The organism is Azospirillum canadense (assembly GCF_025961225.1).
Lineage (GTDB): Bacteria > Pseudomonadota > Alphaproteobacteria > Azospirillales > Azospirillaceae > Azospirillum > Azospirillum canadense.
The window spans coordinates 115,773-130,535 of sequence record NZ_JAOQNG010000010.1; the positions used below are offsets into that span (position 1 = coordinate 115,773).

13 protein-coding genes are annotated in these 14,763 nt (G+C 70.5%); 5 read left to right on the forward strand and 8 right to left on the reverse strand.

Translation table 11 applies throughout. The features are described from left to right. Window positions 1–10: 10 nt before the first annotated feature. Entirely contained in the window at window positions 11–889 is an 879-nt protein-coding gene (gene gcvA, locus M2351_RS36230; protein WP_264660832.1) for a transcriptional regulator GcvA, read from the reverse strand. Between the two features lie 123 nt (window positions 890–1,012). Between gcvA and M2351_RS36235 the strand changes: the two genes are divergently transcribed. Further along, window positions 1,013–1,765, forward strand: a complete 753-nt coding sequence (locus M2351_RS36235) for a TSUP family transporter (protein WP_264660833.1) — start codon at window positions 1,013–1,015, stop codon at window positions 1,763–1,765. A 12-nt stretch (window positions 1,766–1,777) separates the two neighbouring features. Here the strand turns inward: M2351_RS36235 and M2351_RS36240 are convergent, their stop codons facing one another. Genes M2351_RS36240 through M2351_RS36250 form a run of 3 tightly spaced genes read right to left on the reverse strand, consistent with a single transcriptional unit; the run spans window position 1,778 to window position 5,475 of the window. Further along, window positions 1,778–3,967: a xanthine dehydrogenase family protein molybdopterin-binding subunit gene (locus M2351_RS36240; RefSeq protein WP_264660834.1), complete on the reverse strand. Its 2,190-nt coding sequence runs from the start codon at window positions 3,965–3,967 to the stop codon at window positions 1,778–1,780. Further along, a complete protein-coding gene (locus M2351_RS36245) occupies window positions 3,964–4,947 on the reverse strand; it encodes an FAD binding domain-containing protein (protein ID WP_264660835.1) in 984 nt (327 codons plus the stop codon). The genes M2351_RS36240 and M2351_RS36245 overlap by 4 nt, the downstream gene beginning before the upstream one ends. Before the next feature lie 6 nt (window positions 4,948–4,953). Continuing rightward, window positions 4,954–5,475 (reverse strand): (2Fe-2S)-binding protein, encoded by a 522-nt coding sequence (locus M2351_RS36250; RefSeq protein ID WP_264660836.1) that lies wholly within the window; start codon window positions 5,473–5,475, stop codon window positions 4,954–4,956. Window positions 5,476–5,629: 154 nt separating this feature from the next. On the opposite strand from M2351_RS36250, the gene M2351_RS36255 reads away from it, so the two are divergent. Further along, a complete protein-coding gene (locus tag M2351_RS36255; RefSeq protein ID WP_264660837.1) occupies window positions 5,630–6,628 on the forward strand; it encodes a sensor histidine kinase in 999 nt (332 codons plus the stop codon). Here the strand turns inward: M2351_RS36255 and fghA are convergent. Both fghA and M2351_RS36265 read right to left on the reverse strand, forming a co-directional pair. Next, window positions 6,625–7,470, reverse strand: a complete 846-nt coding sequence (gene fghA, locus M2351_RS36260) for an S-formylglutathione hydrolase (protein ID WP_264662405.1) — start codon at window positions 7,468–7,470, stop codon at window positions 6,625–6,627. The two genes, M2351_RS36255 and fghA, sit on opposite strands and share 4 nt — an antisense overlap. Window positions 7,471–7,531: 61 nt before the next feature. Continuing rightward, window positions 7,532–8,647: an S-(hydroxymethyl)glutathione dehydrogenase/class III alcohol dehydrogenase gene (locus M2351_RS36265; RefSeq protein WP_264662406.1), complete on the reverse strand. Its 1,116-nt coding sequence runs from the start codon at window positions 8,645–8,647 to the stop codon at window positions 7,532–7,534. Between the two features lie 141 nt (window positions 8,648–8,788). Here M2351_RS36265 and M2351_RS36270 point away from each other — a divergent pair, with 141 nt between their 5' ends. Continuing rightward, complete coding sequence (locus M2351_RS36270) at window positions 8,789–9,604, forward strand: mechanosensitive ion channel family protein (RefSeq protein WP_264660838.1); 816 nt, start codon at window positions 8,789–8,791, stop codon at window positions 9,602–9,604. A 168-nt stretch (window positions 9,605–9,772) separates the two neighbouring features. Here the strand turns inward: M2351_RS36270 and M2351_RS36275 are convergent, their stop codons facing one another. Together M2351_RS36275 and M2351_RS36280 are read right to left on the reverse strand one after the other, a co-directional pair. Beyond that, window positions 9,773–11,008, reverse strand: a complete 1,236-nt coding sequence (locus M2351_RS36275) for a YeeE/YedE family protein (RefSeq protein WP_264660839.1) — start codon at window positions 11,006–11,008, stop codon at window positions 9,773–9,775. Between the two features lie 135 nt (window positions 11,009–11,143). Next, window positions 11,144–12,409: a cation:proton antiporter gene (locus tag M2351_RS36280; protein ID WP_264660840.1), complete on the reverse strand. Its 1,266-nt coding sequence runs from the start codon at window positions 12,407–12,409 to the stop codon at window positions 11,144–11,146. Between the two features lie 228 nt (window positions 12,410–12,637). Here M2351_RS36280 and M2351_RS36285 point away from each other — a divergent pair, with 228 nt between their 5' ends. Together M2351_RS36285 and M2351_RS36290 are read left to right on the forward strand one after the other, a co-directional pair. Further along, window positions 12,638–13,750: an ABC transporter ATP-binding protein gene (locus M2351_RS36285; RefSeq protein ID WP_264660841.1), complete on the forward strand. Its 1,113-nt coding sequence runs from the start codon at window positions 12,638–12,640 to the stop codon at window positions 13,748–13,750. A gap of 103 nt (window positions 13,751–13,853) precedes the next feature. Further along, window positions 13,854–14,747, forward strand: a complete 894-nt coding sequence (locus tag M2351_RS36290; protein WP_264660842.1) for a prephenate/arogenate dehydrogenase family protein — start codon at window positions 13,854–13,856, stop codon at window positions 14,745–14,747. Window positions 14,748–14,763 lie beyond the last annotated feature (16 nt).

Here is a 14,763-nt window from a genome sequence, read left to right on the forward strand (position 1 = left end):
AAGCGTCCTCCTACGGCGCCTCCGCCCGCGCCGTGTCGAGCAGCCAGGCGCGGAAGGCGGCGAAGCCCGGATCGGACCGGCGCGCGGGGCGGGCGACCAGATACCAGGCGCGCCCCATGGGCACCGGCTGCGGGAAGGGCGTGACCAGCCGGCCGGCGGCCACGTCGTCCGCGATGTAGGGCTGCGCGCCCAGCGCCACGCCCACCCCGTCCATCGCTGCCTGAAGGGCCATGGCGTAGCTGCCGAAGGACAGGCCCTTTCCCGCAGGCGGCTCCAGCCCCATGGCGGCGAACCACTGCGGCCAGTCGTTCGGCCAGTGGGCGACGGACAGCCGCGTGGCGCCCAGCAGGTCGGACGGCTCCCGCAGCGTCCGAGCCAGGGCCGGGGCGCAGACCGGCAGCATGCCGGCGGTGAACAGTGGCTCCGCCTCGTGCCGCGCCCAATGGCCGTCGCCGAGCAGAAGGGCGCAAGTCCAGTCCTCGCGGATCGGGTTGCCGGCCCCGCCGGTGGTGATGCGCACCTCGATGTCCGGGTGGCGGGTGTGGAAGCCGGACAGGCGCGGGATCAGCCAGCGCACCGCGAAGGTGGCGCCCACCCCCATGGTCAGCACCGGGCCGCCGCGCATGCAGGTCACCCGCTCCACGCTCTCCGCGATGGCGTCGAAGGCGCCGGTCAGGCCAGGCAGCAGGGCCCGCCCGCGCTCCGTCAGGGCCAGCGCGTTGGCGTGCCGCTCGAACAGGGGGAAGCCCAGCCGATCCTCCAGCAGGCCGACCTGACGGCTGACCGCGGCCTGGGTCACGTTCAGTTCCCGCGCGGCGGCGGTGAAGCCGCCGGTGCGGGCCGCCGCCTCGAAGGCCCGCAAGGCGTTCAGGGACGGCAGGCGCCGCATGGATCACCCTAACATTTTCTGCCCTACTTTTCCTGGGGGTCAGCATCAGGCAATGCCGTTTGCGGCGCAAGCCCCTGCGGTGCAGCATGGGCGCGCAGCCCAACAAAAACAACGTGGCCCTGGATGTTGCCTCTTACCCTGGTGGCGGGGATCGGCCTGACGGCGCTCGTCACTTCCTTCCTGTCCGGCCTGTTCGGCATGGCCGGCGGTATGGTGCTGATGGGCATCCTGCTGGCGCTGATGCCGGTCAGCTCCGCGATGCTGCTGCACGGCATTACCCAGATGACGTCCAACGGCTGGCGCGCGTGGCTCTGGCGCCAGCATGTGGCGTGGGGCATCGTGGCGCGGTTCTTCTTCGGCGGCGCGGTGGCGGTGGCGGCCTTCGCGCTGGTCGGCTATGTGCCCGGCAAGGCGGTGTCGCTGATCGTGCTGGGGCTATCGCCCTTCATCGCCTTCGCGGTGCCGGAGCGCTGGGCGCCCAACGTCACCCGCCGCGGCCACGCCTCGCTGGCCGGCCTGCTGTGCATGGGCATCCAGCTGATCGCCGGCATCTCCGGCCCGCTGCTCGACGTGTTCTTTGTGAAGTCCGGCCTGACGCGGCAGAGCATCGTCGCGACCAAGGCGACGGTGCAGGTGTTCGGCCACCTGTTCAAGGCGGTCTATTTCGGCAGCATGATTGCCGGCTCGACGTCGGAGTCCATGGACATCGTCGTGACGCTGCTCAGCGTCGGCATGGCGGTGCTGGGCACCAACCTGTCGCGTCGGGTGCTGGACGCCATGACCGACACCCAGTTCCGCGCCTGGAGCCAGCGCATCGTCCTGCTGACCGGCAGCGTCTACCTGGGACAGGGGATGCTGCTGCTGGTCGCGGGGTGACCCTCGACGGGATCACCGCTTCTTGGACAGCCCGGCCAGCACCTTGTCCGGGGTGATCGGCAGGCTGCGGAAGCGGATGCCCGTGGCGTGGTGGACGGCGTTGGCGATGGCGGGCGTCACGCCGACCGCGGCGATCTCCGCCAAGCCCTTCACGCCCAGCGGGTTCACGTGCGGGTCGTGCTCGTCCACGAAGGTGACGTCCAGGTGCGGCACGTCGGCGTTCACCGGGACGAGGTATTCGGCGAGGTTGGCGTTCATCACCTTGCCGAAGCGGTCGTCCCACTCGCTCTGCTCGCTCAGCGCCATGCCGAGGCCCAGCACCATGCCGCCGACGCACTGGCTGCGCGCTGTCTTCGGGTTGACGATCCGGCCGGAGCCGTAGGCGCCGACCAGCCGCGGCACGCGGACGGTGCCGAGGTCCGGGTCCACGCGCACCTCCGCGAAGATCGCGCCGAAGGCGTACATGGAGAAGCGTTTCTGCTCGATGCCGGGGGCGGCGTCGGCCTCCACGTCCACCTGTGGCAGGCCGTGGCGGCGCAGGATCTCGGCGTAGTCCGCCCCGCGCACCGGGTCGACCGCGTTGGACAGGGCGCGCATGCGGGCGCGGGCGGCGACGCAGGCCGCCTGCACGGCGGAGCCGACGCTCGCCATGGTGATGGAGCCGCCGTGCACCGGCGCCTTGGGCAGGTCGGTGTCGCCCAGCTCGAACCGCACGCGCTCGACGGGCAGATCCAGCGCCTCCGCCGCGACCTGGGTCATGGAGGTGTAGGTGCCCGGCCCCATGTCGCTGGCAGCGCTGCGCACCACCGCGGTGCCGTCGTCGCGGATGACGACCGACGCGCTGGCCGCCGCGCGGTGGGTGGGGTAGACCGCGGTCGCCATGCCCCAGCCGACCAGCTCCCGCCCGTCGCGCATGCTGCCGGGTTTGGGGGAACGGCCGCTCCAGCCGAAGCGCTCCGCCGCCGTCTTGTAGCAGTCGCGCAAGCCCTTGCTGGACCAGGGCAGGTCCTTGTTCTCGTCGCGCTCCGCGTAGTTGCGCAGGCGGAGGTCGAGGGGATCGACGCCTGCGGCTTCGGCCAGCTCGTCCATCGCCATCTCCAGCGCCAGCACGCCGGTGACCACCCCCGGTGCCCGCATGGGGCAGGGGGAGTTGATGTTCATGGGCGCCAGCCGGTAGGCGGTGCGCAGGTTCGGGCAGGAATAGAGCATGGACGCCGGCTCGACCGTCGTCTCCGCGTAATCCTCGTACTGGGAGGTGTGGCCGACCGCCTCCTGGATCAGGGCGGTCAGGCGGCCGTCGGCCTCCGCGCCCAGCGCCACCCGCTGCACCGTGCGCGGGCGGAAGCCGATGGCGGAGAAGAGTTGGCGCCGGGTCAGCTCCAGCTTCACCGGGCGGCCGGCCATCTTGGCGGCGATGGCGGCAAGCGTGACGTGCGGCCAGGTGCGCAGGGCCGAGCCGAAGGCGCCGCCGACGAAGGGGGAGACGACGCGGATGTCCTCCTCCGGGATGCCGAAGACGTGGGCGATCTCCGCGCGGTCGTTGCCGACCCACTGGGTCTTGTCCCACAGGGTCAGCCGGTCGCCGTCCCAGGCGGCGATGGTCACGTGCGGCTCGATGGCGTTGTGGTGCTCCATCGGCTGGTCGTAGGTGGCGTCGATGGTGACCTGGGCCGCAGCCAGCGCCGCGTCAGCGTCGCCGCGGGCGAGGTCGGTCGGCTTGCCGGCGCTGGGCTTGCGGGGGCTCTTCGCCGCCTCCTCGAAGCGGGTGACGGCGGGGGCGGGGTCGTACTCGACGCGGATCAGCGCGGCGGCGTGGGTCGCCTGCTCCAGCGTTTCGGCCACCACCACGGCGATGGGTTGGCCGTTGAACCGGATTTCCGGGCTTTGGAGCACGCGCAGCTGGTCGCCCGCCTGCGGGTCCACCTGCGGGCGCTGGGCCATGCTGTTGTAGGGCAGGCGCGGCGCGTTGTGGTGGGTGGCGACGACCAGGACGCCGGGCGAGGACTCCGCCGCGTCGGCGAACAGGGCGCGGATGCGGCCGGCGGGGATGGTGCTGGTCACCACCGCGGCGTGGGCGAGGCGGTCGGGCCGGAACTCCCCGGCGTAGGTGGCCGCACCCGTGACCTTGGCACGGCCGTCCACGCGGCTGACGGGCTTTCCGATCACGCTTTGGCCGATGACCGTCATGGCGGTGTCCGTCATGCGCAACCTCCCAACTCCATCAGGGCGCGGGTGACCGTGTGCTTCAGAAGCTCGACCTTGTAGGCGTTGCCGCCGCGCGGCTGGGCGCCGTCGGCGGCGCGGTCGGCCGCCGCCTTGAAGACCTGTGGGCCGGGGGCCTTGCCGATCAGCAGCGATTCCACGGTGCGCAGGCGCCATGGCTTGGTGCCGACCCCGCCCACGGCGACGCGGGCGTCGCTGATGGTGCCGCCGTCCATGTCCAGCCCGACCGCGGCGGAGACCAGCGCCCATTCGAAGGAGGCGCGGTCGCGCACCTTCACGTAATGGGACCGGCGCGCGCATTCCGACGCCGGGATGTGAATGGCGGTGATCAGGTCGCCGGGCTGGAGCACCGTCTCCATGTGCGGGGTGTCGCCGGGCAGGCGGTGCAGGTTCTCCACGGCGACCTCGTCCTCCCCGTCCGGCCCCAGGATGGAGATGCGCGCGTCCAGCGCCACCAGCGCCACCGCGAGGTCCGACGGGTGGGCGGCGATGCAGCGGTCGCTGGTGCCGAGGATCGCGTGGGTGCGGTTCAGCCCGTCCAGCGCGGAGCAGCCGGTCCCCGGATCGCGCTTGTTGCAGGGGGTGGTGGCGTCGCGGAAATAGGGGCAGCGCGTGCGCTGGAGCAGGTTGCCGGCGATGGACGCCATGTTGCGCACCTGCGCCGAGGCGCTGTCCAGCAGGGCCTTGGACACGACCGGCCAGTCGCGCGTCACGCGCGGGTCGGCGGCCAGTTCGCTCATGCGGACCAGCGCGCCGACGCGCAGGCAGCCGTTCTTTTCGTCAATGCCGCCGAGGTCCAGGCCGTTGATGTCGATGAGTTCGGCCGGCGTGCGCACCCGCTCCTTCAGCAGCTGCAGCAGGTCGGTGCCGCCGGCCAGGATGTCGGGGTGCGGCGGGTGGCTGCCGCGCGTGGTGACGTCCTGCGGCGTTTGGGCGGCGGTGTAGGCAAAGGGGTGCATCGCGGGTCAGCCTTTCTGATCCGGAGTGGCCATGGCGGCGGCGGCCTTCACCGCCTCCACGATGTTCACGTAGGCGCCGCAGCGGCACAGGTTGCCGCTCATGCGCTCACGGATCGCCGCGTCGGTCGTGGGAACGCCCTCGTTCAGCAGGCCGACCGCCGCCATGATCTGCCCCGGCGTGCAATAGCCGCACTGGAAGGCGTCGTGCTCGATGAAGGCCTCCTGCACGGGGTGCAGTTTCCCGTCGCGCTCCAGCCCCTCGATGGTGGTGACGGCGCGGCCCTGCTGGGTCGCCGCCAGCGTCAGGCAGGAGACGACGGGCCGCCCGTCGACCAGCACCGTGCAGGCCCCGCATTGGCCGAGGTCGCAGCCCTTCTTGGTCCCCGTCAGCCCCAGATGGTCGCGCAGCGCGTCCAGCAGCGTCGTGCGCACGTCGAGGTGGAGCGTGTGCCGCGCGCCGTTGACGTCCAGCGTGATGTCGGCCGCCATGGCGGCGGTCAGGGGTGTGTTGTTGGCCGGCTCGGGCATGGAATCTCCTGTCGGGCGACCTCCTGTCGGTCCAGGGCCGCCCTTCCGGGAACAGGAGCCGCCCAGAGCGGTTCCCCACCACGCCGCATGCAACACCAAGCGGGGTTTCCCGTGTTGTCCACGGGTCATCCGTTGCCCCAACCGGAAAGGCGGCATGGAAAACCTGCTGTTCCAGCTTCTTCCCCGGACCCCGCGCTCGCTCTGGGTGCGCTATGGCGTGACCGTCGCGGTGGTCGCCGTGACCACGGCCTTGCGCTACAGCCTCGACCCGGTGCTGCACGCCTATCCGTTCCTGCTCTACATCCCGGCGATCTTCCTGGTGTCGCTGCTGTTCGACCGCGCGTCGGGGTTCCTGGCCGTGATCCTGTCCTGCGTGGTGACGCTCTACCTGTTCATCGAGCCGAAGTACCGCTTCGCCATTGCCAATCCCGGCGACCAGCTGGCCTTCATCATCTACACGGGCCTCGGCCTCGGCATCGCCGCGGTGACGGAGACTCTGCGCAAGACGCTGGACGCCCTGCACGACGCCTGGGCGAAGGTGGCCGCCGCGGATCGGGAGAAGGACCTGATGCTGCAGGAAATCCACCACCGCATCCGCAACGATTTGCAGCTGATCGTGGCGCAGCTGTCGCTGGCGGCCATGCGGTCGGACAACACCCAGGCCATCGTGGCGGGGACGATCGACCGCATCGGCGTGCTGGCCCGCGTCTACACCCGCCTGCGCCGGAGCGAGGGCACCAGCATCGTCAACGCGAAGGAGTTCCTGGACAGCCTGGTGGAGGACTTGCAGGCCGGCATGGTGGGCGTGCGCCCCATCGCGCTGAGCGCCAACGTCGACAGCCTGGACCTGGACATGGGCACGGCCGTGGCGGTGGGCACTATCGCCAACGAGCTGGTCACCAACGCGGTGAAATACGCCTTCCCGGACGGCCGGGCCGGCTGGATCGACCTGACTTTCCGGATGGCGGACGGGGCTTGCGTCCTCCATGTCTGCGACAACGGCGAGGGGCTGTCGTCCAGCGCGCCGAAGGGCACCGGCCTCGGCCGCCAGATCGTGCAGCAGCTGGCCTTGCAGCTGCGCGGCACGCTGGAGATCCGGCCGAGGGAGGAGGGCGGGGTGCAGGCGACGCTGCGCTTCCCCGCCGCGGCTTAGGTCAGCGCCTTTGCGGCGTGGCGCAGGTGGTCGTCGATGAAGCTGGCGATGAAGAAGTAGCTGTGGTCGTAACCCGGCTGCATCCGCAGGGTCAGCGGGTAACCAGCGGCCTCAGCGGCCTTCTTCAGGTTCTCGGGCTTCAGCTGCCGTTCCAGGAAGCCGTCGGCGTCGCCCTGGTCCACGAGGATCGGCAGGCGTTCCTTGGCCCGGCCGAGCAGGGCGCAGCTGTCCCACTCCAGCCAAGTCGCGTAGTCGGTGCCGAAGAAGCGCTCGAAGGCCTTCTCGCCCCAGGGCACGCTGGCCGGGTTGCCGATCGGCGCGAAGGCCGACACGGAGCGGTAGCGGCCGGGGTTGCGCAGCGCGCAGACGATCGCCCCGTGCCCGCCCATGGAATGGCCGGAGATGGAGCGGCGGTCGGTGACCGGCAGTTCGGCCTCCACCAGCGCCGGCAGATCCTGCACCACATAGTCGTGCATCCGGTAGTGCTTCGCCCAGGGCTCTTGCGTCGCGTTGACGTAGAAGCCGGCGCCGAGCCCGAAGTCCCAGGACCCGTCCGGGTCGCCCGGCACGTCGGCCCCTCGCGGGCTGGTGTCCGGCGCCACGATGGCGATGCCGAGTTCCGCCGCCGTCCGCATGGCGCCGGCCTTCTGCATGAAATTCTCGTCCGTGCAGGTCAGGCCGGACAGCCAGTAGAACACCGGGACCTTGCCGTGTTCGGCCTGCGGCGGCAGGTAGACGGCAAACACCATGTCGCAGTCCAGCACCGCGGAGCGGTGCCGGAAGCGCTTGTGCCAGCCGCCGAAGCAACGGTTCGCCGCGATCTGAGTCAGGGCCGTGTCCATCATCCCCCCTTGTTCTTGGTTGGAAGCCCTTCTCCCCCAAGGGGAGAAGGGCTTCTTGTCGTTACTGCCCGTAGAGGATGACGGAGCGGATGCTCTTGCCCTCGTGCATCAGGTCGAAGGCCTCGTTGATCTTCTCCAGGCCCATGGTGTGGGTGATGAAGGTGTCCAGTTCGAACTCGCCCTTCAGGTAGCGTTCCACATAGTCCGGCAGCTCCGACCGGCCGCGCACGCCGCCGAAGGCGGAGCCGCGCCAGACGCGGCCCGTGACCAGCTGGAAGGGACGGGTGCTGATCTCCTGCCCGGCGCCGGCGACGCCGATGATGACCGACTCGCCCCAGCCCTTGTGGCAGCATTCCAGCGCCGCGCGCATCACCTGCACGTTGCCGATGCATTCGAAGCTGTAGTCCACGCCGCCGTCGGTCATCTCGACCAGCACCTCCTGGATCGGGCGGTCGTAGTCCTTGGGGTTGATGACGTCGGTGGCGCCGAGCTGCCGGGCGATCTCGAACTTGTCGGGGTTGATGTCGACGCCGATGATGCGCGAGGCCTTGGCCATCACCGCGCCGATGATCGCCGACAGGCCGATGCCGCCCAGCCCGAAGATGGCGACCGTGGAGCCGGGCTCCACCTTCGCGGTGTTGCGGACAGCACCCATGCCGGTGGTGACGCCGCAGCCGAGCAGGCAGACCTTCTCCAGCGGGGCGGCCTTGTTGATCTTGGCGAGCGCGATCTCCGGCAGGACCGTGTATTCGGAGAAGGTGGAGGTGCCCATGTAGTGGAAGATCTCCCGCCCCTTGGCGGAGAAGCGGCTGGTGCCGTCGGGCATCAGGCCCTTGCCCTGGGTGGCGCGGATCGCCTGGCACAGGTTGGTCTTGCCGGACAGGCAGAATTTGCACTTTCCGCATTCCGGCGTGTAGAGCGGGATGACGTGGTCGCCGACGGCGACGGAGGTGACGCCGGGCCCGACCTCCTCCACCACGCCGCCGCCCTCGTGGCCGAGGATCGCGGGGAAGATGCCTTCCGGATCGGCGCCGGACAGGGTGTAGGCGTCGGTGTGGCAGACGCCGGTGGCGACGATGCGCACCAGGACCTCGCCCTGCTTGGGTGCTGCGACCTCAACCTCTTCGATCTCCAGGGGACGCTTCGCTTCCCAGGCAACCGCCGCGCGTGACTTCACCATCCCACCGTCTCCGTATTCTGGTTGTTTGCTGCCAGGGAAGGTGGACCGGCGCGCGCGCTTTGGCAACGCCGCACCGGTGGAACATCCCCGCCCTTTGGGCATTGAAAATGGTGTGCCCGGACTGTTGAGGGATTTTTGATGAACATTGATTTGTCCGCAGCCGCCGACCGCATTCAGTCGATGCTGCACGGCGCCATCGCGCTGCTGCCGAACCTGATGATCGCCGTTCTGGTCTTCCTGATCTTCCTGGTCGTCGCCCGGATGGTGCGATCGCTGGTGCTGCGCCTGATCGGCCGCCACGCCTCGGCGGGGCTGGAGCGGGTGCTGGGCCGTCTGGTCCAGGGTGCGGTGACCATCGTCGGGCTGTTCGTGGCCCTGACCATCGTCATCCCGACCCTGACCGCGGGAAGCCTCGTCCAGCTGCTGGGCATCAGCAGCGTGGCGGTCGGCTTCGCCTTCAAGGACGTTTTGCAGAACTTCCTGGCCGGGATCCTGATCCTGGTGACCCGGCCCTTCCGCATCGGCGACGAGATCGTCTTCGGCGGGTTCGAGGGCACGGTGGAGGACATCCAGACCCGCGCGACGGAGCTGCGCACCTACGATGGGCGGCGGGCGGTGATCCCCAATTCCAAGCTGTTCACCGACGCGGTGCTGGTCAACACCGCCTACAAGGGCCGCCGGTCGGAGGTGGACCTGGCCGTTGACATCGGGGCCGACCTGGACCGCGCCCGCAACGCCATCCTGACGACGGTGCGCGGCGTGGACGGCGTGCTGACCGACCCGGCGCCGGAGGTTCTGACGACCTCCGTCTCACCGGAAAAGGCCGTGCTGCACATCCGCTGGTGGAGCCCGCCGCACCGCGGCGACGTGGCACGCGTCCAGGACCGCGTGATGGCCGCCATCGACCGCGCGCTGAAGGACAGCGGCATCGTGAAGTTGCCGTCGGCGGCGTGACGACAGGTCCGGGCGTTGGGCCCCCACCCTAACCCTCCCCCATCTTCGACGGGGGAGGGGACTGCCGCCGCTCTGTGATGAAAGGCCTCCCCCGCGAAGTGGGGGAGGGTTGGGTGGGGCCCCAACGCGACGACTTCACACGACTTATCAGCAGGACGCGTCAGCCAATCAGCAAGACGTCTGCCGCGGAATGCGCTCCACCTCCAGGCCGAACGCAGGGCGCAGGCGGGTGCCCAGCACGTTGCCGGCCAGCGCCGCGACGATCCACACCCAGCCGTGCAGGCTGCCCGACGCGATGCCGCTGAAATAGGCCCCGATGTTGCAGCCGTAGGCGAGGCGGGAGCCGTAGCCGAGCAGCACGCCGCCGACCACCGCCGCGACGAGCGAGCGCAGCGGCAGCTTCCAGATCGGCGCGAACTTGCCGGCCAGCCCGGCGGCGAACAGCGCGCCGACGATGATGCCGAAGTCCATCACCGAGGTGACGTCGGCCAGCACGCTGTCCTGCAGCGACTTGGCCTGGGCCGGCGGCTGCCAGAAGGGCCAGGAGGCGACGTCGACGCCGAGCGCGGCCAGACCCTTGCTGCCCCACAGCGCGAAAGCCGACGTGATGCCCCAGGGGCGGCCGGCCAGCGCCAGCGTCGCGAAGTTCAGCAGGGCGAGCGCGACCGCACCCCAGACCAGCGGCCAGGGGCCGCGCAGGAAGCGCTGGAAACCCACGGTGCGGGCCGGCGCGCCTACGACCAGGCGGCCGTGAGCACGCTTTTCCAGCAACACGGTCACGGCGTAGACCGCAGCGAAGATGGCGAGATTCACGGCCAGCGCCAGCGGCCAGCCCCAGGCCGACACCAGCGAAACCGGCGCGAAGGTCGGCTGCGTCTGCCACCAGGGCAGGTGATAGGCGCCGAGCACGGAGCCGACGACGAAGAAGAACAGCGTGACCAGCATGCGCGTGCTGCCGCCGCCCACGGTGTAGAGCGTGCCGGACGCGCAGCCGCCGCCCAGCTGCATGCCGACGCCGAACAGGAAGGCGCCGATTACGACCGAGACGCCGACTGGCGACACCAGCCCCTTCACCGGCGCTCCGAACAGCGTCCCCGCCGCCAGCACCGGGAAGAACAGCGCGCAGGCCACCGCCAGCATGATCATCTGCGCCCGCAGGCCGGCCCCGCGCCGGTCCGCGATGAAGACGCGGAAGGCGGAGGTGAAGCCGAACAGCGCGTGGTAGAGGACAAGGCCCATGGCCCCGCCGATCAGGTACAGCGCCGCCTGCGTGCCGGAGACGGAGCCCCCGATCCACAGGCCGCCGCCCGCCAGCGCCAGCAGCGCGGCCCCGGCCACACGCCAGTCGATCCCGGGCACAAACACGGCCGGGCCCGCCGCCCGGCCGAGTGTCACGTCAGCCATGCCGACTCTCCAATTTACACAAGAAAATGTGTATGTAAGGGGTAAGAACGCTCACGGTGGAGTAGATAATGGGAAGAGCTTCTCGCGAAAGGCCGTCTTGTGCATCCCTGGTTTGCGTCGGCTGAGCGTGTGAAATCACCCGGCGTCGGGAAAGGCACGCCGCGCCAGCCGGCCCAGCGTCAAGCTCTGCGCCACGAGGGTGAAGGCGACGACCGCGTAGCAGACGGTGAGCAGCGCGTCCCGGTGCGGGCTGTCGGGCAGGGACAGCACCAGCGCCACGGCAACGCCGCCGCGCACGCCGCCCCACACCAGAACTGCGATGGCCCCCGCCTTGCGCTCATAGCGGGCATGGGCGAGGACCACGGGAACCACGCTCGCCAAGCGCGCCGCCAGGGCAACCAGCGGGGCGGCCAGCGCCGCGAGAAGGACCGCGCCGCTCCACGACGACAGGATCGCCGCCTCCAGCCCGACCAAAAGGAACAGCATCGCGTTCAGGATGGCGTCCACCTTCTGCCAGAAGGTCTTGAGGATGCGCCCGGCCTTTTCGGAGGAGACGTGCCGCTCCGCCGTGGTGCCGATCAGCAGGCCGGCCGCCACGACCGCGATCGGCCCCGACACGTCCAGCCGCAGCGCGAGGCTGTAGGTCGCGGCGGCGAGCGCGAGCGAGATGGACAGTTCCACCGACGCGTCGTCGGCCTGCTTCTTGGCCCAGAAGGCGACGGAGCCGGTCGCGAGGCCGAGCAGCGTCCCGCCGCCGGCCTCCTTCACGAAGTCCCAAATCGCGATGGGGGCGACTCCGCCGACGGTCACGTCGGCCTCCGCCCCCGTGGCGATGCCCAGCAGGACGGTGAAGAGGACGACGCCCACGCCGTCGTTGAACAGGCTTTCCCCGGCGATGGCGGCGCGCAGGCCACCGGGCAGCGGAGAATGCTCCAGCACCGCCAGCACGGCGACCGGGTCGGTGGGGGCGAGCGCCGCCCCGAGGACGAGGCACCAGACGAAGGGCACCGCCTGCCCCAGCCAGCCGAACAGCAGCCACATCGCGGTGCCGAACACCGCCGTGGAGATGACCACCGACAGCGAGGCGAGCGCCGCGACCGACCAGCGCCGATGCCACAGCTCTGCGCTGTCCTGCTCGATCGCGCCGGCGAACAGCAGGAAGGCAAGCGCCCCTTGCAGCAGGGTTGCCGGCAGGTTGGCGGACGCGATCAGTTTCTGCTCCCAGTCGCGGACGCCCTCGGCGCCGGGCACCAGGGAGGCGGCGAGGCTGGTTGCGAAGGCGACGCCGAAGGCCAGCAGGAACACCCCGACCGTCCCAGGCAGGCGAAGCCAGCGGTGGCTGACGAAGCCGAACAGGGCCGCCAGGGTCAGCAGGATGGACACCAGTTCGAACAGGCCCATGGGCACCGAAGGAGAGTTGCGGGATCACCGGCAGCCAACAGGGCGGGGGGCATTGCATTCCGGCCCCGGAACGAGCGGCGTCATCGCGGTTCAAATCCCCTCTCCCCAGGGGGAGAGGGTTATTCGGCCATAGGCGATTGCCTTGGGCGTCACCGCAGCGTCACTTGACTTGGCCGGCGCCTTCTGCGCACTGCGTATCCCCGTTCGCCACCCTTTCGGCCGGTTTCCATGCCCGACCAGACGCCCGCCCTCCTGATTGACGCCGCCTCCCGCCATTACGCGGGCACCGCCGCACCGGCGGTGGACGGGGTGACCCTCGATGTCGCGGCGGGGGAGTTCCTGGCGCTGCTCGGGCCGTCCGGTTGCGGGAAGAGCACGCTGCTGCGCATGGTCGCGGGGTTCGAGCGGCTGGACGCCGGGCGGATCGCCGTCGGCGGGCGCACGCTGTCCGGGCCGGGCACCCACGTCCCGCCGGAAGAGCGGCGGATCGGGCTGGTCTTCCAGTCCTACGCGCTGTGGCCGCACATGACGGTGGCCGGCAACGTCGCCTACCCGCTGGAAACGGCGCGCGTGCCGAAGCCCGACCGGGAACGGCGGGTCCGCGCCGCGCTGGAGACGGTGGGCCTGACCGGCTACGAGGCGCGCCGACCGGCGGAGCTGTCGGGCGGCCAGCGGCAGCGCGTCGCGCTGGCCCGCTGCCTGGTCATGAGCCCGGAACTGGTGCTGCTGGACGAGCCGCTCGCCAACCTCGACGTGCACCTGCGCGCGGCGATGGAGGAGGAGTTCGCGGACTTTCACGCCAAGACCGGCGCCACCATGGTCTATGTGACGCACGACCAGGCGGAGGCGATGGCGCTGGCGACGCGCATCGCCGTGCTCGACCACGGGCGCCTCGCCCAGGTGGCGCCGCCGCGCACGCTCTACCGGGAGCCGGCGACGCCCATGGTCGCGGGCTTTGTCGGCCAGGGCGCGGTGGTGGAGTGCGTGGTCCTGACGACGGCCGTGGACGGCCGATGCCGCGTGCGGCTGTTCGGCGCGGAGGCCGTGGTCCGCTGCCGGCCCGGCCAGGGAGAAGGGCCGGCGCCGCTCTGCCTGCGCCCGGAGGATCTGGAGCCCGACCCGCAGGGTTCCATCGCGGCGACGGTGGTGCGCGCCGCCTACAAGGGCGGCTTCGTGCTGGTCGAGGCGGAACCGGCGGAGGCGCCGGGCGTCCGCCTGATGCTGCGGATCGGCGGCGACGCCCAGGTCGCGACGGGGGAAGCGCTGCGGCTGGCGATCCGCGATGGGTGGGTGGTGCCGGCCATTCCGCTGGATAAGGGCGACGGCCGCGCGGCCGGGTGATTCGTTGGGTTCAACATTGGGGCCCAACTTTCGCTTGGTCGTCGGGCGGCTTGGTGGTTTATAGCGGGGCGTTCCGCAACCCTTCCGCTGCCGGTACCCCATCATGAGCGACACCGCTGCCCCCCTGTTCGACCGCGTTGCCATCCTCGGCATCGGCCTGATCGGCTCCTCCCTGGCGCGGGCGCTCACGGAGTATGGGGTCGCGGCGCACGTGGTCTGCGCCGACCGCAGCGCCGAGGCCTGCGCCAAGGCGATGGAACTGGGCATCGTGGAGCGGGCGACGACCGACCTCGCCGAGGCGCTGGCCGGCGCCGACCTCGTCGTGCTGGCGACCCCGGTCGGCAGCTTCGCGGAGGTCGGGGAGCGCATCGGGCCGCTGCTGCGCCCCGGCACCATCGTGACCGACGTGGGCTCGGTGAAGCAGGCGGTGCTGCGCGACGTCGGGCCGCATATGCCCGAGGGCGTGCACCTGATCCCCGGTCACCCGGTGGCGGGCACCGAGCATTCCGGTCCGGAGGCCGGATTCGCCACCCTGTTCCAGGGCCGCTGGTGCATCGTGACCCCGCCGTCCGGGGCCAACCCGGAGGCGCTGGACAAGGTCGCGGAGATGTGGCGCCGCGTCGGGTCGACGGTGGAAATCATGGATGCGAACCACCACGACCGGGTGCTCGCCATCACGTCGCACCTGCCGCACCTGATCGCCTACACCATCGTCGGCACCGCGTCCGACCTGGAGGACGACACCAAGTCGGAGGTGATCAAGTTCTCGGCCGGCGGCTTCCGCGACTTCACCCGCATCGCGGCCAGCGATCCGGTGATGTGGCGTGACATCTTCATCAACAACCGCGAGGCGGTTCTGGAGATCCTCCAGCGCTTTACGGAGGACCTGACCGCCCTCCAGCGCGCCATCCGCTGGGGCGAAGGCGAGGTGCTGCAGGACCACTTCACCAAGACGCGCGCCATCCGCCGCGGCATCATCGACGCCCGGCAGGCGTAAAACGGCGTAGCTGGCC